Here is a 20,596-nt window from a genome sequence, read left to right on the forward strand (position 1 = left end):
GGTGAGTGCCGTGCTGGTCCAGGCCCGGCTCCGGGAGCCGATCGAACGCGGTGAGGTGACGCTGCTGTTCCGCCGCTGGCGGAGGTGCCAGGCAGTGGCCGGGCACCATTACCGTACGGCGGCCGGACGGCTTGCGGTGGACGCCGTCGACGAGGTGGCGGGGTCCGCGATCACCGACGGCGATGCCCGCCAGGCGGGCTATTCCGACGCCGCCGCGCTGGTCGCCGACCTGCGGGGCAGTGCCGACCTCCCGATCTACCGGCTTGCGGTGAGGGCGCTCGCCGGGCCCGATCCGCGAGACGTCCTGGCCGGCAAGTCCACCTTGACGGCGCAGGAACGCCGCGACCTCGACCAGCGACTGGCGAGGCTGGACCGGTTGTCGTCGCACGGACCCTGGACAGCCGCGACCCTGCGGCTGATCGCCGAACGGCCCGGCGTGCGGGCGCCAGACCTCGCGGTCGAGCTGGGTCGGGAGACCCTTCCGTTCAAGACAGACGTACGCAAGCTGAAGAGTCTCGGGCTGACACTCAGCCTGCCCGTCGGTTACCGCCTTTCACCGCGCGGCGAGGCCTACCGCGGGCGCTGACGAGTCCGGCTGGCGCTGACGAGTCCGGCAGGCGCTGACGGGTCCGGCAGGCGTGACCCGCTGCCGACGCGGCCGGCGGAGGGGCGCCATGATAGGTCCGACATCATGGAGCTCCGAACCCGGCAATCCGGGCGGCGGCGCGCCTCTCGGGCGCTTTCGTGACAGCGGGGTTGCGTGATGAGCTGTCTTGCGTTTCCCGCCGCTGGCTCCTCGCCGGCCCGGGTACTGTGGTCGCGAACTCCCAGGGAGGCTTGTGTCGATGTCTGGCTCGAGCAGGCGGACTTTCCTCGCGCGCTCGCTGGCGCTGGGGATAGGAGCGTCCTCGCTCGGCTCGTTGGCCGCCTCGTGTACCGATGCCGACGGCACCGGTTCGGAGCAGAAGCCCATCGTGCCCAAGTCGGCCGCCTCGACGAAGCGGTTCAAGGGCCGGATCGTCGTCGCCACCAAGCAGAACCCTTCCGCACAAGCGAGACAGGCGCTGACACGCGCCTATCGACGTCAGCAACCCGGTGTCGAGATCGTGTGGGATACCCGTGACTACACCGATTCCGCTGCCTACACCGCGTGGCTCGACTCGCAGCTGAGCAGCGGTCCGATCCGCCCCGACATCGTCTCCGGGTCGTACGCGCCGGCTTTTCGTCGCTATGTCAACCTCGACGAGTACCGCGCTCAGGTCAATCCGTACACCGGCCATCGCTGGGACGACGACTACGACTTCGAGACCTACCGCGACCTGAACGACCGTGGTGAGCGCACCGAGATCGGCACGGAGACGGCCCATCTGTACTGGTTCTACAACAAGGACCTTCTTGCCGGTGTGGATGCCGAGCCGCCGACCACGTGGGACGAGCTCGTCAGCGTCTGCGCCAAACTCCGAATGGCGGGGCAGCTCCCGATATCGACGAACTTCGCCTCGATCATGCCGGACTGGGTGTCCTCGACCTACTTCGACCAGTTCCACGACGAATGGATCAGTACCGTGCAAGCCCAACCGGGCGACTGGAATTGGGATCCCGAGCTCGACGCGAAGTTCCGCTACCGCAAAGACAACCCGCGCATCCACGCCACCTACACCTACAGCCCACAGCGGTTCTACCGCGGGCTCAAGGACAGGACGCTGCGGTTCGACACGCCTGCGATGGTGGATCTGGTCACGGGCCTCTCACGCGTCTTTCCGCGCTTCGCCTCGGCGGACTTCTTCACCGGCACCGACCACTACCGGCCTTTCCTGCAAGGGCAGGCGGCGATGATGGTGGACGGTTCGTGGTCGCTTCCCACGCTGCAGCGCGACCTCGAGGAACTCACGCCTGAGCGGCTCTCCGAACTCGGCATCGAGCAGGCGTCGGTGCAGCCGTTCGGGTGGGACGTCTTCGAGTTCCCGCCGATGGTGAGTCCGTTGGCACGTCGGAACGTACGACCGACCGAAGGTACCGGCGGTGCTTCGATCTGCGCGGTGGACAAGGATCCTGCGCACACCGAGATGGTGATGGACTTCCTGATGTTCTGGTTGTCCAAGCCGGGCTTCACCGCCTATACGCAGGCGCAGGTCGAGGCCGAGGACTTTCGGCCCTCCGGGCCGACCCTGGTCGCTGGTGTGCCGTATCCGAAGGAGATCGAGGACCTGTTCGCCAGGGTGGAGCAGCGGGGGACCGTGGCTCCCGCCTACGGCGGGTTCTGGCTCAACGGTGCGGGGGGAAAGTCGGCCGAGGATCTCCGGAGCCTGTTCCTCGCCCTGCTCCAGGGCGACGTCGAAGGTGAGGCCTACGCCAAACGGGTGCAGCAGTACGTCCAGCGCAACTACTCGGCGCTGTTGCGGCTGGCGCATCTCACGGACGACGACGTGGCCAACCCGTCGCGCCGGCCCGTCGCCGTGTGACGCCGCTGACGCAGGGCCCTTGCTCAGCTCGAGCCTTGCCCCGGACCCGGCCGGCGGCCGCTGGTGACATCGACGAACTCGTCGCGTGGCTCCGGTGCGCACGCAGCGGCCGACCCGGCGTCGGGGCGGGGATTACTCGGTTCCCGCACGCCGCCCTCGGGCGGGCCTCCGGCATCCGGCGGGCCACCGCCGTCGCCAGGGCGTGGACGTGAGGGTCGGCCTCGCCTGAGCCGGGACAGGAAGCCGAACCGGCCTCGGCGGGTGGCGCCTGAGTGACCTGAGCGGGGCGACCGGAGCCGCTGCGGCCCGCGGGCTGGGGACATGGACGGAAACTCCCTCCGGTGGCAGGACGCCGGAGAGGCGGTGCTCCTCGACGGTGGGATCCCGCGGAGGCCGGTGTGCCGCAGCTAGCGACGTCCCCGGCGGAGGAGGCCCTTTCGTCCGGCGTACTTCTTGTGTGCGGCCTGGCGGCTGACTCCGAGCGCAGCCGCGATGATCTCCCACGAGCAGCCCTGGTTGCGGGCCCGGCGTACCTGGATCGCCGTCTCGGCCTCGAGCGTCGCGTGTGTGGCGGCGATCTCGGCCAGGGCCTGGAGTGGATCCTGGGCCCTCAGGGTGGCGACGAGTGTCTCGGTCATGACGGAAAGGTAGGGCGGTCGGATCCCGGCTGTCAACTTGCATTGACAGCCGGGTCGGTTGTCAACCTACGTTGACCTGCCCGGACTTGTCAACCTATGTTGCGGCGGCTGTGCTCGGCCGTGTGCGTGCGGCCGCCGTCGCGGGCGTGTGTGCGCCCGCCGCCGTGCTCGGCCCGTGCGGAGGTGCCTTTCCCGGTACGCCGGGATGCCGTGGCCCGGGCTACATTCGTACGCGTGGATGCCACGGGCGGGTTGCCCTACCCGGCGAGCTGGGAGGCCGACGTCGTGCTCCGCGACGGGGGTACGGCGGCACTCCGCCCGATCCGGCCCGACGATGCCGAACGTCTGGTCGCGTTCTACGGGAGGGTCTCGGCCGAGTCGAAGTACTTCCGCTTCTTCGCGCCGTACCCCCGCCTGTCCAAGGCCGACGTCGACCGCTTCACCCACGTCGACCACCGCGACCGGGTGGCGCTCATCCTCACCGTTGCCGACGAGATGATCGCCGTCGCACGTTACGACCGGACCGGGGCCACGACGGCGGAGGCCGCCTTCCTGGTGCAGGACGCCGACCAGGGCCGCGGCGCCGGGAGCGTCCTGCTCGAGCACCTCGCCCAGGCGGCGCGGGAGAACGGCATCGAGAAGTTCACCGCCGAGGTGCTTCCCGACAATCGCCGCATGGCCGTGGTCTTCCGCGAGGCGGGGTATGAGACGGCGGGCGAGATCGAGGACGGCATCGCCGTGTTCGCACTCGAGATCGAGCCGACCGCGATGAGCCTGGAGGTGATGGCCGCGCGGGAACACCGGGCCGAGGCGCGGTCGGTCGAACGCCTGCTCACCCCACGCTCGGTGGCCGTCGTCGGTGCGAGCCGCTCGCGGGACAAGGTGGGCCAGACGTTGGTGCGCAACCTGGTCGTCGGCGGATTCACCGGCCCGGTGTACGCCGTCAACCCGGCGGCCCGCGCGGTGGCCGGTGTTCCGGCGTACGGCAGCGTCCTCGACATCCCGGGTGAGGTCGACCTCGCCGTGGTCGCCGTGCCCGCCGACGCCGTGCGCGACGTCGTGACGGACTGCGCGGCGAAGGGGATCCACGGCCTCATCGTGGTGTCCAGCGGCTTCGCCGAGACCGGACCGGAAGGACGCGACCGCCAGCGGGAGCTGACCCGGTTGGCCCGGGCGCACGGACTCCGGGTGATCGGGCCGAGCGCGCTCGGCATCATCAACTCCGACCCTGACCTCTCGCTCAACGCCACCCTCGCCAGCGTGGTCCCTGGCCGGGGTGGCATCGGGTTCTTCTGCCAGTCCGGCGAGCTGGGCACGGTGATCCTGCAGACTCTCGCCGAGCGTGGACTCGGGTTGTCGACGTTCGTGTCCGCGGGCAACCGCGCCGACGTGTCGGCCAACGACCTGTTGCAGTACTGGATCGACGACCCGTCGACCGACGTCGTACTCCTGTACCTCGAGTCGATCGGCAACCCGCGCAAGTTCGGCAGGATCGCTCGGCAGATGTCGCGAACCAAGCCGGTCGTCGCCGTACGCTCGGGGCGTTTCACCCAGGGCGTCCCCGTCGGCCACCTCGTACCGCAGACGTCGGTACCCCAGGCCGCCGTCGACGCGATGTTCCGGCAGGCGGGTGTGGTGCTGGTCGACACGTTCGACGAGTTGCTCGACGTCGCACAGCTGCTGGCGTACCAACCGCTGCCCACGGGGCCCGACATCGCGGTGGTGGGCAACTCCGACGCGCTGGGCATGCTCGCGACCGACGCGGCCGCCGGGGCCGGCATGCATGTCGTCCGTCGACTGCCGGCCCTGCGCCCCGACGCGACCGCGGAGGACTTCGAGCAGGCGTTGACCGACGCGGTGGCAGACGACTCCGTCCACTCGGTTGTCGCCGTCTACGTGTCACCCATCGACGTGACCGGTGCCGACGTGGCCGCCGCGATCGGTCGCGTCGCGAGCGGGTGTACGAAGCCGATCGTCGTCACCTTCCTCGGCAGTCAGGGCGTGCCGGAGCCGCTGCGCCGGTACGACGAGCGAGGGAGGGCCGGGCGAGGTTCGGTGCCGTCGTACGCGACCCCGGAAGCCGCGGTGCGTGCGCTCGCCAAGGCCGCCGAGTACGCACGGTGGCGGGCGCGGCCCCAGGGCCGGATCCCGACGCTCGACGGCGGCGAGGAGGACCGCGCCCGGCTTGTCGTCGAGAGGGTCCTCGCCGAGTACTCCACGGGTACCGACATCGAGGGAGGGACGCTCGAAAAGCTCCTGGGCTGTTACGGCATCGACCTCTGGCCGGCGTACGAGGTGGACTCGGTAGACGCGGCCGTCACAGCCGCCGAGCGCCTCGGCTGGGACGTCGCCCTGAAGGCGACCGCACCGCACCTGCGCCAGCGTCCCGATCTTGCCGACGTGTGGCGCAACATCGACGTCGAGGCCGAGATGCGCGATGCCTGGGAGACGATGGTCGCGAGCCTCGGCGCCCCCGACTCCGCCGGCTTCGTGGTGCAGAAGATGGCGCCGCCCGGGGTGCCGGTGCTCGTCAAGTGTGTCGAGGACCGGCTCTTCGGGCCGATCGTGTCCTTCGGCCTGGCGGGAGTCGCGACCGACCTGCTCGACGACCTGGCGTACCGGATGCCGCCGCTCACCGATGTCGACGCCGCCGAGATGATCCGGGAGGTGCGGGCGGCGCCCCTGCTCTTCGGCCACCGCGGCGGTGAGCACGCCGACGTCGATGCGCTCGCCGACCTGATGCATCGCCTGGCGCGGCTGGCGTACGACATCCCCGAGGTGCTGGCTGCCGAGCTCGGACCGGTGATGGCGGGGGCGTCCGGCGTGGCCGTGCTCGGCGCACGGGTGCAGCTCGTGCCGGTGGAGCCGCAGGCCCGCAGCGACTGGTACGCCCGCCGCCTCACCCGCCCGTGAGGAGTTGACGGTCGTCGTGCACGGGCACGGTGATGGTTCTGCATGGCCGCCGGGGCGGTGGTGCGTTGCCTGGTCGGCCAGGCGTGTGGAACCCGGGCAGGCGTCGACGCCTGCCCGGGTTCCACGAACCTGCCTGGCGTGGTCATATGCGCCAGGATGGTCCGTTCGGGGGCCTACAGGTCGGCGAGGGTGATGATCCGCTTCTCCCGCACGGAGGCGTACGCACCGAGGATCACCTTGAGGACGTGCACGCCCTCCACCTCGGTGTTGATGGGCCTCCGCCCCTCGGTGATGCAGCCGATGAAGTCGGCGATCTCCGCCGAGAACGCCGCGACATCGGGGAACTCGGTCGTCGTCTCCACTCCCTCGACCGTCCGGTGGTGCAGCGTCTTGCCGTCGCTCCAGAGGGTGCCCTTCTCCGCGACGACGGAGAACCGTTCGGTGTTGGACGACGGGATGTACGCCCAACTCGTCACGATCTCACCCACGCTGCCGTCGGCGAAGCGGACGAGTACCCGCGCGGAGTCCTCACCGTCCATCTCCAGCCGGTGCTTGCTCGTCATCGCGACGACCTCGGAGGGCTCCGACGTCGCGAGGTGGAGCAGCAGGTAGGTCGGGTGGTAGCCGGTGTCGATGAGTTCGCCACCGCCCGCCATCTCGAGGTGCCCGCGCCACCCCATGTCGGAGTTCAGGCCGCGGTTGAAGAAGCTGTCGGTGGTCCGCAGTTCGTAGACCTTGCCGAGCGCACCGCTCTGGATCAGCTCCCGCGCCTTGGCGACCGGCGGCATGAAGAGCTGGTTGTGCGCGCACATCAGCGTGATGCCGGTGTCCTGGACGACCTTGGTGATCTTGTCGGCTTCCTCGGTCGTGATACAGAGCGGCTTCTCGCAGAGGACGTGCTTGCCCGCCTCGGCCGCGGCGATGATCGCGTCGGCGTGCAGGTGGTGGGGGAGGCAGATGTCGACCGCGTCGACACCGCCGTTCGCGATCAGGTCCTTGTAGTCGGAGAAGATCTTCGCGCCACCTACCTGCTCGGCGCGGGTGCGGGCGTTGTCCTCGGAGACGTCGGCGACCGCGGTCACCTTCGCCTGGTCGGGGATCTCCAGGTAGCCCCGGACATGCGGGTTGGAGATACCGCCGCAGCCGATGAGCCCGACGTTCACGGTCATATGGATGTTCCTCCTTGATGCGTACTGCAGGTGTGAACCAGCACAGGCGGGCGGCGCTGCTCGTGACTCCCGTGACGTGGAACGTGGTGGCTTCGTTCAGTCGCCGATGCTGTCGATGCGTACCGGTGCGTCGATGGCGACCGAGTGGTTGGCGGCTTCCATCAGGCGGGTGAGGTCGAGCCCGATCTCGACGTTCGCGGTCGGCTTGGAGCCGTTGCCGATGTGGGTGACCCACTGCTCGAACGCCGACGGCTGGCGCTCCGGGATCGGCAGCTCGACCCAGGACTTGCCGTCGTCGTGGCCCGGGCTGCGGACGAGGAGCTTGTCCTCGGGCGTGCCGTAGAGCAGGCTCCCGAGGGTGCCGTGGATCTCGATCGAGAACGGGGAGTACGTCGTGGCGAAGCCGGCCTCGACGACGGCCAGGGCACCGTCCGGATAGCGCAGCGTCGCGACGGCGTTGTCCTCCACGGCCCGGCCCGTGACGTGGCCGTAGCTGGCGCTGACCGACTCGGGCAGCCTGCCGAGGAAGAGGCGGGCGAGGTACATCGGGTGGCAGCCGAGGTCGATCAGCGCGCCGCCACCACACTGCTCGGGGTCGTAGAAGTGGGCGGGCAGCCAGCCCTCGCCGACCGCGCCGCCGTGGGACAGTCGGGTACGGACGACGGCGAGATCGCCCAGGTGACCGGCCTCGAGCACCTCGGTGACCGCCTGCGTGTAGCCGTCGTAGAGCCGTGGCAGGGACAGCATCAGCGTCACGCCGGCCTTGTCGACCTCGGCCAGGATCTCGTTGCACTCCCGGACGGTCAGGGCGAGGACCTTCTCCGTGAAGATGTGCTTGCCGGCACGGGCCGCCGCGCCGATGACCTCGGGGTGGATGTTGGTCGGAGTGTCAATGATCACGCCGTCCACGTCGTCTCGCGCCAGGAGCTCGTGAAGATCGTCGTGGAAGGGGATGCCGAGCTTCTCGGCCTCGGCGCGGCCGCGGTCGGGCTCCTCGTCCCAGGCGGCGGTGAGGGTGGTGTCCGGGTGTTGCTGTGCCTGTCGGGCGTACCCGCCGGCATGGACGTGCCAGAAGCTCAGCATGGCAAGACGAAGCATCGATACCCATTCTGTGGTGGTACGGACCCCCCGGTCGTACGGAACGGATCCGGGGGATCCGGGCGTTCCGGGGAGCGGACTCGTTGTCCATTCTTTCCGGCGTACGGGCTGCTTCGTCCAACCCGGCAGCGTGGAGTCGGCCGGTTATGGCCGCATGTCGGTGGCATGGAGGACACTGGGCTCCCTGATCCAGGACGGCCGACCGGGAGGTTCGACACCCATGCACGGGGAGACGGTGTGGCCCGGCCCGATGCCACGCAAAGATCGTCCTTCGCCGGGACCGATTGTCGGTCGTGCGTTCACCGAGAGAGGCTTGTCGGTGGGCGCGGTTAGCATGTCCGAGCGTGTGGTCATCCCCTGCGGCCCCACCCCTCACCTGATCCTACGGAATCCTGCCTTTTACCGCCCTGACCAGCACAAACGCCAACGACCTCCTATCCACCAGCACCGCCAGCCGAGGACGGAACCGCCGACGTGGCCGACCAGCTCATCATTCGAGGCGCTCGCGAACACAACCTGAAGGACATCTCGCTCGAGCTGCCACGTGACGCGCTCATCGTGTTCACGGGGCTGTCGGGATCCGGCAAGTCGAGTCTCGCATTCGACACGATCTTCGCCGAAGGCCAGCGGCGCTACGTCGAGTCACTTTCGGCGTACGCCCGGCAGTTCCTGGGCCAGATGGACAAGCCCGACGTCGACTTCATCGAGGGCCTCTCGCCGGCGGTGTCGATCGACCAGAAGTCGACGTCGCGCAACCCCCGGTCGACTGTCGGCACGATCACGGAGGTCTACGACTACCTCCGCCTGCTCTATGCCCGGATCGGGCACCCGCACTGCCCGAAGTGCGGCCAGCCCATCGCCCGGCAGACGCCGCAACAGATCGTCGACCGGGTGCTCGAGCTCGAGGAGGGTTCGCGGTTCCAGGTGCTGGCACCGTTGGTGCGGGGGCGCAAGGGCGAGTACCTCGACCTGTTCAGGCAGCTCACCACGCAGGGCTACTCCCGCGCACGGGTCGACGGCACCGTCTATCCCCTTGCCGATGTGCCGAAGCTCGACAAGCAGAAGAAGCACACGGTCGAGGTGGTTGTCGACCGGCTCACCGTGAAGGGTTCGGCGAAACGCCGGCTCACCGACTCGATCGAGACGGCGCTCCACCTGGGCGGGGGACTGGTGACACTCGACTTCGTCGACCTCCCCGAAACCGACCCGCACCGGGAGCGGGTCTGGTCGGAGCACCTGTACTGCCCGGTGGACGACCTGTCGTTCGAGGAGCTCGAGCCACGCTCGTTCTCCTTCAACTCGCCGTACGGCGCCTGCCCGGAGTGCACCGGGCTCGGCACCAAGATGGAGGTCGACCCCGACCTGGTGGTGCCCGACCCGACGAAGTCCCTCGACGAGGGCGCCCTGGCCCCGTGGACCGGCGCGCACATGTCCGACTACTTCGGCCGGCTCGTCGAGGCGCTCGCGACGACGATCGGGTTCCGCACGGACATGGCGTTCGAACGCCTGCCGGCCAAGGCGCGCAAGGCCCTCCTGCACGGATACTCCGACCAGGTCCATGTCGGCTACAAGAACCGCTACGGGCGCGAGCGGTCCTACTACACCACGTACGAAGGCGTGATCCCGTACGTCTCCCGGCGCCATGCCGAGGCCGAGTCCGACTCCAGCCGTGAGCGGTTCGAGGGCTACATGCGCGAGGTGCCCTGCCCGGCCTGCCGGGGTTCCCGGCTCAAGCCGATGTCGCTGGCGGTGACGATCGCCGGCAAGTCGATCGCCGAGGTCTGTGCGCTGCCGATCGGCGACGTGGCGGAGTTCCAGCGGTCCATGGACCTCAGCCCGCGAGAGAAGCAGATCGCCGAACGCGTGGTCAAGGAGATCGGCGAGCGGCTGCGGTTCCTGCTCGACGTCGGGCTCGACTACCTCACCCTCGACCGCCCGTCGGGATCGCTGTCCGGTGGCGAGGCGCAGCGGATCCGGCTGGCCACCCAGATCGGGTCGGGTCTCGTCGGGGTGCTCTACGTCCTCGACGAGCCGTCAATCGGGCTGCACCAGCGCGACAACCACCGGCTGATCGAGACGCTCGTCCGGCTCCGCGACATCGGCAACACCCTCATCGTCGTCGAGCACGACGAGGACACCATCCGGACCGCCGACTGGGTCGTCGACATCGGTCCTGGTGCTGGCGAACACGGCGGACAGGTCGTGCACACCGGGCCGTTGAGCGGCCTACTCAAGCACCCGGACTCGCTGACCGGTGCCTACCTGTCGGGCCGCCGGGAGATCCCGTTGCCGGACATGCGGCGGCCTCGCACGCCCGGACGGACCCTCACCGTGCACAAGGCGTGGGAGCACAACCTGCGCGATGTCACCGTGTCCTTCCCGCTCGGCACCTTCATCGCCGTGACCGGCGTCTCGGGTTCCGGGAAGTCGACGCTGGTCAACGACATTCTCTACACCGCGCTCGCGAAGCAGATCTACGGCGCCCGCGAGGTGCCGGGCCGGCACCAGAAGATCACCGGAACCGAGCACGTCGACAAAGTGATCCACGTCGACCAGTCGCCGATCGGGCGTACCCCGCGGTCCAACGCGGCGACCTACACCGGGGTGTTCGACCACATCCGCCGGTTGTTCGCCGAGACGCCGGAAGCGAAGATCCGCGGCTACCAGCCGGGGCGCTTCTCGTTCAACGTCAAGGGCGGCCGGTGCGAGGCGTGCTCCGGTGACGGCACGATCAAGATCGAGATGAACTTCCTGCCGGACGTCTACGTCCCCTGCGAGGTATGCCACGGCGCGCGGTACAACCGGGAGACGCTCGAAGTCCACTACAAGGGCAAGACCATCGCCGAGGTCCTCGACATGCCGATCGAGGAGGCATTGGAGTTCTTCGAGGCGATCCCGCCGATCGCGCGGCACCTGCGTACCCTCGTCGACGTCGGGCTGGGATACGTGCGCATGGGCCAGCCCGCGCCGACGCTCTCCGGTGGCGAGGCTCAGCGGGTCAAGCTGGCGTCGGAGCTGCAGAAGCGGTCGACCGGCCGCACGCTGTACGTCCTCGACGAGCCCACGACGGGTCTGCATTTCGAGGACATCCGCAAGCTGCTTGGCGTGCTGGGGCGTCTGGTCGATCAGGGCAACACCGTGATCGTCATCGAGCACAACCTCGATGTGATCAAGACGGCCGACTGGCTGATCGACCTCGGTCCCGAAGGCGGCAACCGCGGTGGCGAGGTGATCTCCGAAGGCGCACCGGAAGACGTCGCGGCCGACGAGGACAGCTACACCGGCCAGTTCCTGCGGCAGGTGCTCCCGGACTATGCGGAGCACTCGAGACGTGCGCTGGCCGCCGCCCGGGAGACCGGTGCCGTACGGACCACCAAGGCGAAGGTCACTGACCCCAGGAAGGAGCGGCCCAACGCCGGCAAGAAGGCATCGACGCCGACCAGGGCAGCGGGGTCCAGGGCAGCGGGGAGCAAGGCAGCGGGAAGCAAGGGCAAGTCGGCCGGGGCCGGGACCAAGACAGCTACGTCGGAGAACACAGCGAAGAAGGCCCCGGCGAGGAGGACGGCCGCGCAGAAGAGTGCGAAGAAGGCTGCCGTGAACAACACCGCTGGAGGAGCGACGAAGAAGGCAACCGCCGGCCGTTCAGCTGGTGGCCGCTCGGCGTCCGCACGGCGGAGCGGCCGGTAGGGTCTGCCGGCATGGGCGTGCCTTTCGACACCGCGACAACTGACAGGCTTCTCTCCACCACGCGGGCCGTACGCAAGCGCCTCGACCTTGACCGCCCGGTCGAGCGTGACGTGATCCTCGACTGCATCAGGTTGAGCCAGCAGGCGCCGACCGGCAGCAACAGCCAGGGCTGGCGTTGGGTCATCGTCACCGAGCAGGACAAACGGGCGAGGCTCGCCGAGCTGTACCGCTCCGGCGGAGCGGCCTACATGCGGGCCGCCGCATCGGACGAGGCGGTACCCGTCGACGAACAGCTGGCGCGGGTGCGGGAGTCCGCACGCCACCTGCTCGAGGTCATCGACCTCGTACCGGTCCTGGCGATCCCCTGCATCCATGGCCGGGTCACCGACGTGCGGTATGCCGCCTCGTTCTTCGGTTCCATCCACCCGGCGATCTGGAGCTTCCAACTCGCCCTCCGTTCACGCGGGCTCGGCTCCGTGTGGACCACGTTTCACCTCGCCCACGCGCAGGAGGCGGCGGACCTGCTCGGAATCCCAGCCGACGTCACCCAGGCCGCGATGCTCCCTGTTGCCTACACCCTCGGCACCGACTTCAAGCCGGCGAAGCGCCAGCCGGCCGAGGAGATCACCTTCTGGGAGACCTGGCAGGGCTGAGAAGTCCAGTCGCCGGACGGCGGCGTCGTCGTGGTCGCGTGTCGCGATCGGGTGAGGTGCGCGTTTCCCCCGGACCCGCGGGTCCTCCACGTAGGGTGAAGGCGCGGGACACCGAGTGACGCACGCTCCGACCCGGGCCGTTGCACGTCGGGCCGCGGAGAGTTCTACGCATGATCGAAACGGATCTGCTGATCATCGGCGCCGGGCCCGTGGGGCTGTTCGGCGCCTACTACGCCGGCTTTCGAGGCCTGTCCGTGGCGGTCATGGACTCCCTCCCGGAGCCGGGCGGCCAGGTCACCGCGATGTATCCCGAGAAGCTCATCTACGACGTCGCCGGTCTCCCCGCGGTCAAGGGCCAGGAACTGGTGGACCGACTGGTCGAGCAGGCCGGGCAGTTCGACCCGGCCTACCTCCTCGGGCAGCGTGCCGAGGTGCTCGACCACGGCCCCGAGATCGTCGAAGTGAGCACCGAGCAAGGGCTCGAGTTCGCCGCCAGAGCCGTGCTGATCACCGCCGGGATCGGGACGTTCAGCCCGAAGCGGTTGCCGGTCGGACAGGAGTACGAGGGCCGGGGGTTGCGCTACTTCGTGCCCAAGCTCGCCGAGCTGGCTGACCTGGACGTGCTCATCGTCGGCGGGGGAGACTCGGCGTTCGACTGGGCGATCAGCCTCGAACCGTTGGCCCGGTCGATCACCCTCATCCACCGGCGGACGAAGTTCCGCGCCCACGAACACACCGTCGAGCGGGTACGCACCTCACGCGTACGCCTCCTCACCCCCTGGGAGGTCCGCGACGTCGCCGGGGACGATCGGATCGAGGCCGTGGAGATCGTCAACAACGCCACCCAGGAAAGCGAGCGGATCGAGGTCCAGGCCGTCGTCGCCGCCCTGGGCTTTCTCGCCGACCTCGGGCCGATGAGCCGGTGGGGCCTTGACCAGCGGAAGCGCCACATCGTTGTCGACTCGGCGATGCGGACGAACCTCCCGCGGGTGTTCGCGGCCGGGGACATCGCGGACTACGACGGCAAGGTCAAGTTGATCGCGACGGGATTCGGCGAGGTCGCGACCGCGGTCAACAACGCCGTGCCGCTGATCCGGCCGGGCGCGAAGATCTTCCCCGGCCACTCCAGCGACGCCCACTGAGGCGTCGCTGGAGTGGACCTTGCGCGTGGCATGGGTCAGGAGAGCGTGACCAGCTCGACCTGCCCGGACACCACCGACCGGGCCGCCGCCTCCGAGATCGCGAGGCTCGCCAGGTTGCGGCGCCCCGAGCTCTCCGGCTCGTCCCCGGCGGCGATGGCCCGGGCGAACTCCGCCAGGGCACCGGCCCGGCCTACATACTCCACGCCTGCCAGAGCCACCGGATCAAGGACTTCCACCTGGTCACCGCCGATGACACCAGCGGCACGGCCGGCCCCGGGGAGATGGCGCACGGACAGCACGTCGGCCTCGGTCGCGCCGGCAGGGCCGTCCCGGCCGGTCCAGTAGATCTCGCCCTTCTCGCACTCGAGGTGCCAGTCGCCGGACCAGGTCGTCGGTTCGCCACTGCTCACCCAGCTGCCGCGGTAGCTCACGACCGTCCCACCATCGAAGGCGATCGTGAGCGTCGCCGCCGCCGGGTCGTTGAAGTTGCTCCACGGCGGGTCCGTCACCTGGGCGAACACCTTGACCGGTTCCTGGCCGGTCACCATCCGCATCAGGTCGAAATGATGGATCGCCATGTCATACAGCAGTGGGTGGACGAGCTGATAGTGGCGGTGTGCGCCGACCGGCGCCGCGTTCGCCCACTTCCGGAAGTCCACCCTGACCAGACCGAGTGGGCCGACGTACTCCTTGGCGACCAGCCCGGCGGCCGCGCGTGCGGCGGGATAGAAGCGGTAGTTCTGGCTCACCATCACCGTGCGACCCGCCTCGTCGGCGACGTCCACGACCTGACGGGCTTCCGCGACCGTCGGTGCGAAGGGCTTTTCCACGAGCACATGCTTTCCGGCCCGCAGCGCCTGCACCGCCAGCGGGACATGCGCCGCCACGCTTGCGGTGATCAGGACGGCATCGGCATCGGTGCGTTCGAACGCAGACCGGAGATCGGTGAAGCACCTGTCGGCGCCGAGTTGCAGCTTCTCCCGCGCCGTGGCGAGGTTGGTCTCGTCGGCGTCGACGATCGCCACCCGGTCAACCGTCGGTACCCGGGGTACGGCGTTGCGCGCCCAGTCGCCTCCCCAACCACCGAGTCCTACGTGGATCAGACGTAATGCCACGGGTCGTGTCTCCTCATCGTCGGAACGTCACGTGCTTCTGCGCGGTCGCATCCGCCGACTACGAGCCTCGGCGAGGTTCCGGACATGACGCGAGCGGATGCCCGATGGTGGCCACGATCGCCGGCAACCCCGCGGGCGGGAGGACTCCGCACATGGACCTGATCAGTGCTGCGACATGCGCGTTCATCTCGGTCCCTTTGATCGGGTCCTTCGGTGCGCGCGTTGTTACCCTCAGGTAACCGAAACCGGACAAACGCGCCGATTCTCGGCAGGTTGGTGCCGAATCGGTGACCTCTCACTGGACAACACAAGGGACGGGCCCATAGAAAACAGGATCAGCCCGGCAGTCGGGGCGGGGACGACAGAACGCGGTGTCATCGCAGAACCTGCGCGGGCGACGTGCTTTGGACCATGACACCTCACCCCTTCTTCACCGGCGTCCATACGCAGGCACACGAGACGCAAAGGAGGGGCCCCCAGTGACGAAACTTGCATGGCGGCGACCAGTCGCCGTCGTCGGAGCCGCGCTGCTCGCTGTCGCAGGCCTCGCTAGCTCCGCAGTGGCCGCGCAACCGAATGAGAAGGGAGGGTCCGACCAGGCGCCGCTCATCGGCACCGAGCGGGCGACAGCCATCGACGGCCGCTACATCATCAAGCTGCGCGACGGAGTCACGTCCGCCGACGCCAAGTCGGCTCGTGTCGAGGCACGAGACGCGGGCGGCACGGTCCACGCGACGTACTCCAGAGTCCTGGACGGATTCTCGGCATCCCTGTCTCCGACGGCTCTGGAGCGGTTGCGGTCCAACCCCGAGGTCGAGTACGTCGAGGCAGATCAGCGGGTCCACACGACCGAGACCCAAGAGCCCGCGACGTGGGGGCTCGACCGGATCGACCAGCGGAGCCTTCCGCTCGACAACAGCTACACCTACAACGCCACGGGCGCCGGCGTCACGGCGTACATCATCGACACCGGCATCCGCATCAGTCACCAGGACTTCGGCGGCCGGGCGGTCAGTGGTTTCGACGCGGTCGATGGCGGTAGCGCCGATGACTGCAACGGGCACGGCACCCATGTGGCCGGCACGGTCGGTTCCGGGACCTACGGCGTGGCCAAGGGCGTCGAGCTCGTCGCCGTTCGGGTGCTCGACTGTGGCGGAAGCGGCACCATCGCGGGAGTCGTCGCCGGCATCGACTGGGTGACGTCGGACCACGAGGCCGGCGCTCCGGCCGTGGCCAACATGAGCCTCGGCGGTGGCGCATCGACCGCACTCGACGACGCGGTCGTCAACTCGATCAACGATGGCGTGACCTACGCTCTCGCCGCCGGAAACGACAGCGGTGGGGACGCCTGCGGAAGCTCGCCGGCGCGGGTCACGGACGGAATCACAGTCGGTGCGACCGAGGACTCCGACGCACGGTCGTCGTTCTCCAACATCGGCACCTGCGTCGACATCTTCGCGCCTGGTACGGACATCGAGTCGACGTGGAACACCAGCGACACCGCGACCAATGTCATCAGCGGTACGTCGATGGCGACGCCGCACGTGGCAGGTGCCGCGGCGTTGTACCTCGAGGGTGACCCGGCGGCCGCTCCCGCGGCAGTAGCCGATGCCCTTGTGGCGGGCGGAACCCCGGACGTCGTGAGCGACCCGGGTGCGGGTTCGCCGAACGTTCTGCTCTACACGGGTTCATAGCGCGTCTCACCGGGGTTGGGAATGATCACGCATGCGTGATCATTCCCAACCTCACGCCGTGGATTCGGAAACCGCAGCGTCGCTCGAGGCCGCGTCAGGCTACGTGCTCAGTGGCGCTGTCCTGCGCCGGCCGGCGCAGGAGCGAGGTCGCGGACATGCCCGCCAGGTCCCGGCAGTCGCGGGCGAGATGGGACTGGTCGGCATAGCCCGTCGTAGCCGCCAGGTCGGCCAGTGAGGCTGCGGGTGCGATCCGCGCGAGGTGCCGGATCCGCAGCATCCGGACCACGCGCACGAACAACGCCGGACCGTAGCCGACCCTGGCGGTGAAGCGCCTCCGGAGCTGCCGCTCGCTGAGGCCGACGTCGCCCAGCACCTCTCCGAGGCGGGCGTCGCCGGCCAGGAGTGTACGCACGGCATGATCGATCTCGCAGTCCACCTCCGGCGCCATCGCATGGTCCCGCCGCACCGTGACGAGAGGCGCGAAGCGGCGGGGGTCGGTGTTCACCTGATCCACGACCTGCCGAGCCGCCGCGGATCCCCACAGGTCCGCGAGGTCGACGCGCTGGTCGCGCAGGTCGGCGGCTGGCACCCCGAGGATCCGGGGCGCTCGGCCGGGTCGGAACCTGATGCCGTGGATCACCATGCCGACAGGGATCGATGACGTCCACGCCCGCGTGTCGGGTCCCGCGACCACAGCCCGGTCGGGCGTGACCATGATGTCGAGGCATCCGTCGGGGAGGATCGGCGAACGGTCGCCGAACGACGACCACCACAGACAGGCGACATCGTCGGCGAGATGTGGCGGCGGCGCCCACTCGTCGTAGGTCGCCGCGGCGTTGGTGTGATCGCCGCCCGGTCGCGCGGGCGCGGAGGCGCGCGGACGGATCTGGACTCCGTGCACTCTCGAACGCTAGCCCGGACCTCGGACAACCGCGCCCGACGGCACGGCGTGCGAGCCTGTCGCCCTCTCGCGCTCAGCGCAGGCGCAGCTCGGCAAGGTAGCCCGGCCCCTCCCGGTCGACGCCAGCGAGTCGCCACGGTGAGTGCTGGGTCAACCGCGCCAGCTCGTCGCGGGAGCAGAAGAGGTAGTCGAACCACGGATCGGCGAGCCGGCCGAACCGACTGCGGAGGCGCGTCTGTCCGCCCGCGCGGCCATGTCGCCGGTTGTGGGCGTGATAATCGAGATGGTCCGGATCGTCGGTGACGTACGGATCGCGGCATCCACCGAGGACCTGCGCGTTCGGTGTGGCCGACCGGGCGAGAGCGTCCAGAACGACGTCCGCATGCTCCGGCGTACCCAGGAGGGCGAGGTTGTTGCCCAGCAACAGGAAGGTGTCGAAGCGCTCGCCGAGTACGGGAAGCTCCTCCAGGCATACCTGATGGACCTTCCGGACTCCTCGTGCGCGGGCCACCTGGCAGGCGCCGGGGGAGGGGTCGATCGCGGTGACGTCGAGTCCGCGTTCCTGCAGGTAGAGACTGTGCCGCCCGGCACCACAGCCGGCGTCGAGCACGCGACCGGTGGAACGGTCGCAGGCAGCCCTCTCGAGGTCGGACCAGTCCGCCGACCCCGTGAAGTAGATCTCACCCGCGTGGGGCGTGAGGAGGCCGTCGTCGCGCTCGATGGCGCCGTAACCGCTGCGTCCGGCGTACGTGGCGAGCAGCAGCTCGCCGAAGGCGTCGACGATCCTCGGGCCGTCCATGCCGGAAGACCTTAGCGATGGACGACACTGTGAGCATGTCCTTTCGCCGCTGGCTGACCGCGTTCGCAGCGCGCGGCCCCCGCCCCGACGTGCGCACCAGGGCCGAGGTCCTCGAGGCATTGGGTGGCGAGGGATGTCCCGTCTGTCGGAGTACGGAGCAATCCGTCCGCCGGTGGTTCTTCGCGTACGAAAACGACACCCGGGTCGATCCGGACATGCGGGAACGGCTGGAACGCTCAGGCGGCTTCTGCGCTCCCCACACCCGACACCTGCTCGACATGGGTGCGTCGGTCTCGTGGCTCGCCCGCTGGGTGTTCGCGGACGTGGCGCGGGCGGGTGGGAACGCGCTGGCAGCTGAACGTCCGCCGAGTGTCGGCGCGTGCCCCGCCTGCGAAGCGGCGGCGCGGGCGACGTCCGACGCCCTGGCAACGTTGGCCGTCGGACTGGTCGATCCGGAGGCGCGCCAGCTGCTCGAGGCGGGCGACGGGCTCTGCCTCACCCACGGTCTCGCCGTCGCCGAGAGGGGCGCTCCGATGATCGGACGGGCGATCGTGGCGATGCTGGACGCCCGCCTCGCCAAGGACCCGGTCACCGCGAGAGACCAGTTGGTGAGCGCGGACCCGGACATCGCCCGCCGACGGCGCTACCGGGAGACCCGGATGGTGGAGGTCCTGGATGCGGAGGAGGTGACGCGGGCGAGGCCAGCAGGTGACGTCGACCTGGTTCTCGACTGGCCGTGCTGCCCGTTGTGCGCGGCGGCCGGCCTGGTGGAATGGCGGTACCTTCGCTGGCTGTCCGGAACGGCGAGCGCTGAGGCGACCGATCCGCGCGGGGATGTCGCACTGTGCGTCCGGCATGTGGCAGACCTGGCCGGCTTCCGGGATCACGGGGATCCTGCGCGTCTCACACTCACCGAGGACGGTCTCCTGGTCCCGGTGGCCGCGGCGATCGAGCATGTCGCCGGCCTCTGGCGGGTGGAGCTCCAGGCGTACCTTCGCCGGCTCGAGGCTGGGTCTCTGTCGCAGGTCAAGGCGCCCAGAATGCTCGGGCACGGACTCTCGTGCCAGTTGTGCGGCGCGCAGGAGGCCGCGGTCCGGCGGCAGCTGCGCCTGATGGGTTTGGTGGCCTCGGACCAGGAGTACGCCCCGCGGATGGCCAGGTCCCACGGGGTGTGCCTCCGGCACGGTCGCGCCGGCGGTGGATCGGCGGACTCGGGAGCGGACCCCACGAGCCTCGCCATGCCCTGGCGCCGACTGCTCCAGACGCGGATCGGACTGCTGTCGTACGCACTGGACGAAGCCGAACGCAAGTCCAGCTGGGACGCCCGCTGGGAGGTGCGGGGAAGCGAGATGGTGGCCTGGCGCCGGGCACCGACGATGCTCGACGGCGCGGTGCTCGGCCCCTTCGCCCCGGAGCCGTCGGTCTGAGGCGCACCACAGGCCGCTGACCGGTCGTACGCACCAACCAGCGCGCGCCGAGCGACGGGTTCAGGCCCGGGGGTCGCCAGCGCTGGGAGCGTCGACCAGCACGGTGTCGACCAGCACAGCGTCGACCAGCACAGCGTCGATCCGGAGTCGGCGGTAGTCCGCCCACCAGGAGCCGTCGCGGTGGAGTTTCGGGCGAAGCCGGGCGACGAGGCTCTCGACGAAGCCGACGCTCTCCGACACATCCGCCACGAGATGCTGGCCGAACATCCGGAGCCAGTTGGCAAGACCGTCGTCACCCACGAGTCTCGTCGGGCGGTCGAAGAGCCACGCCTGACGGACCTCGAAGCCGGACCGTTCGAGGACCGCGGCGTACTCTCCGATCGTCGGGAAGTACCACGGACAGCTGGAACGCCCGACGCCGTGGTCCACGCGCAGCTCCTCGGCTGCCTCGACGATCGTCGCGACGTTGCCCGCACCGCCGAACTCCGCGACGAACCGCCCGCGAGGGCGTAGCGCCCGGGCGATCGAGCGGGCGGCTTGATCTGCCTCCTGCACCCAGTGCAGCGTCGCGTTGCTCAGAACCGCGTCGAACGCGCGGTCGTACGGCAGGTCACGCGCGTCGGCGACGTCGACCGGCAGGCCGGGATGCTTTTCGCGGGCTCGCTCGATCATCGCCGGACTCGCATCGGCACCGACCGCGAGGACGCCGGCCTCGCGAAGTTGGGCGACATGGTCGCCGGTGCCGCAGCCGAGGTCGAGGACGTGCTCGCCTGGCCGTGCGGCGAGAAGGTCCACGACTTCAGCGCCGAGCGCTGTCACGAAACTGTGCTTGGCGTCGTAAAGGTCGGCGTTCCAGGCCATGCCGGCAGGCTAACGCGCACAGACCAACATGCGAGAT

The 20,596-nt window shown here is 69.3% G+C and carries 15 protein-coding genes; 8 read left to right on the forward strand and 7 right to left on the reverse strand.

Annotated elements, in window-relative coordinates:
- Window position 1 precedes the first annotated feature (1 nt).
- Both ABNF93_RS17590 and ABNF93_RS17595 read left to right on the forward strand, forming a co-directional pair.
- Window positions 2-586, forward strand: coding sequence for a hypothetical protein (locus ABNF93_RS17590; RefSeq protein WP_349329167.1), 585 nt, complete (start codon window positions 2-4; stop codon window positions 584-586).
- A 259-nt stretch (window positions 587-845) separates the two neighbouring features.
- Window positions 846-2,462, forward strand: a complete 1,617-nt coding sequence (locus ABNF93_RS17595) for an ABC transporter substrate-binding protein (RefSeq protein ID WP_349329168.1) — start codon at window positions 846-848, stop codon at window positions 2,460-2,462.
- 407 nt (window positions 2,463-2,869) lie between these two features.
- Here ABNF93_RS17595 and ABNF93_RS17600 read toward each other — a convergent pair whose 3' ends face one another.
- Entirely contained in the window at window positions 2,870-3,100 is a 231-nt protein-coding gene (locus ABNF93_RS17600) for a hypothetical protein (protein ID WP_349329169.1), read from the reverse strand.
- Window positions 3,101-3,334: 234 nt separating this feature from the next.
- On the opposite strand from ABNF93_RS17600, the gene ABNF93_RS17605 reads away from it, so the two are divergent.
- Window positions 3,335-6,013 carry a bifunctional acetate--CoA ligase family protein/GNAT family N-acetyltransferase gene (locus ABNF93_RS17605; protein ID WP_349329170.1) on the forward strand — a complete coding sequence of 893 codons (2,679 nt, stop codon included), beginning with the start codon at window positions 3,335-3,337 and terminating at the stop codon, window positions 6,011-6,013.
- A gap of 173 nt (window positions 6,014-6,186) precedes the next feature.
- On the opposite strand, the gene ABNF93_RS17610 is transcribed toward ABNF93_RS17605, so the two are convergent.
- The gene (locus ABNF93_RS17610; protein WP_349329171.1) at window positions 6,187-7,182 is read right to left on the reverse strand and encodes a Gfo/Idh/MocA family protein; all 996 of its coding nucleotides are present in this window, start codon (window positions 7,180-7,182) and stop codon (window positions 6,187-6,189) included.
- Window positions 7,183-7,278: 96 nt separating this feature from the next.
- Window positions 7,279-8,280, reverse strand: a complete 1,002-nt coding sequence (locus ABNF93_RS17615; protein WP_349329172.1) for a Gfo/Idh/MocA family protein — start codon at window positions 8,278-8,280, stop codon at window positions 7,279-7,281.
- A gap of 474 nt (window positions 8,281-8,754) precedes the next feature.
- Here ABNF93_RS17615 and uvrA point away from each other — a divergent pair, with 474 nt between their 5' ends.
- The 3 genes from uvrA (at window position 8,755) to ABNF93_RS17630 (ending at window position 13,762) form a co-directional block, all read left to right on the forward strand.
- Window positions 8,755-11,967 (forward strand): excinuclease ABC subunit UvrA, encoded by a 3,213-nt coding sequence (gene uvrA, locus ABNF93_RS17620; protein ID WP_349329173.1) that lies wholly within the window; start codon window positions 8,755-8,757, stop codon window positions 11,965-11,967.
- 11 nt (window positions 11,968-11,978) lie between these two features.
- Window positions 11,979-12,620, forward strand: coding sequence for a nitroreductase family protein (locus ABNF93_RS17625; RefSeq protein WP_349329174.1), 642 nt, complete (start codon window positions 11,979-11,981; stop codon window positions 12,618-12,620).
- Window positions 12,621-12,790: 170 nt separating this feature from the next.
- Window positions 12,791-13,762 carry an NAD(P)/FAD-dependent oxidoreductase gene (locus ABNF93_RS17630; protein ID WP_349329175.1) on the forward strand — a complete coding sequence of 324 codons (972 nt, stop codon included), beginning with the start codon at window positions 12,791-12,793 and terminating at the stop codon, window positions 13,760-13,762.
- A 35-nt stretch (window positions 13,763-13,797) separates the two neighbouring features.
- On the opposite strand, the gene ABNF93_RS17635 is transcribed toward ABNF93_RS17630, so the two are convergent.
- Window positions 13,798-14,877 (reverse strand): Gfo/Idh/MocA family protein, encoded by a 1,080-nt coding sequence (locus tag ABNF93_RS17635; protein ID WP_349329176.1) that lies wholly within the window; start codon window positions 14,875-14,877, stop codon window positions 13,798-13,800.
- A gap of 479 nt (window positions 14,878-15,356) precedes the next feature.
- Between ABNF93_RS17635 and ABNF93_RS17640 the strand changes: the two genes are divergently transcribed.
- Window positions 15,357-16,571 (forward strand): S8 family peptidase, encoded by a 1,215-nt coding sequence (locus tag ABNF93_RS17640; RefSeq protein ID WP_349329177.1) that lies wholly within the window; start codon window positions 15,357-15,359, stop codon window positions 16,569-16,571.
- Window positions 16,572-16,665: 94 nt separating this feature from the next.
- On the opposite strand, the gene ABNF93_RS17645 is transcribed toward ABNF93_RS17640, so the two are convergent.
- Both ABNF93_RS17645 and ABNF93_RS17650 read right to left on the reverse strand, forming a co-directional pair.
- Window positions 16,666-17,472, reverse strand: a complete 807-nt coding sequence (locus ABNF93_RS17645) for a helix-turn-helix domain-containing protein (protein WP_349329178.1) — start codon at window positions 17,470-17,472, stop codon at window positions 16,666-16,668.
- Window positions 17,473-17,545: 73 nt separating this feature from the next.
- Window positions 17,546-18,271 (reverse strand): class I SAM-dependent methyltransferase, encoded by a 726-nt coding sequence (locus ABNF93_RS17650; protein ID WP_349329179.1) that lies wholly within the window; start codon window positions 18,269-18,271, stop codon window positions 17,546-17,548.
- Between the two features lie 35 nt (window positions 18,272-18,306).
- Here ABNF93_RS17650 and ABNF93_RS17655 point away from each other — a divergent pair, with 35 nt between their 5' ends.
- Window positions 18,307-19,698 (forward strand): hypothetical protein, encoded by a 1,392-nt coding sequence (locus ABNF93_RS17655; protein WP_349329180.1) that lies wholly within the window; start codon window positions 18,307-18,309, stop codon window positions 19,696-19,698.
- Window positions 19,699-19,758: 60 nt separating this feature from the next.
- Here the strand turns inward: ABNF93_RS17655 and ABNF93_RS17660 are convergent, their stop codons facing one another.
- Window positions 19,759-20,559, reverse strand: coding sequence for a class I SAM-dependent methyltransferase (locus ABNF93_RS17660; RefSeq protein ID WP_349329181.1), 801 nt, complete (start codon window positions 20,557-20,559; stop codon window positions 19,759-19,761).
- Window positions 20,560-20,596: the final 37 nt, after the last annotated feature.

Origin of the sequence: Actinopolymorpha sp. B9G3 (assembly GCF_040120725.1) — a bacterium.
Lineage (GTDB): Bacteria > Actinomycetota > Actinomycetes > Propionibacteriales > Actinopolymorphaceae > Thermasporomyces.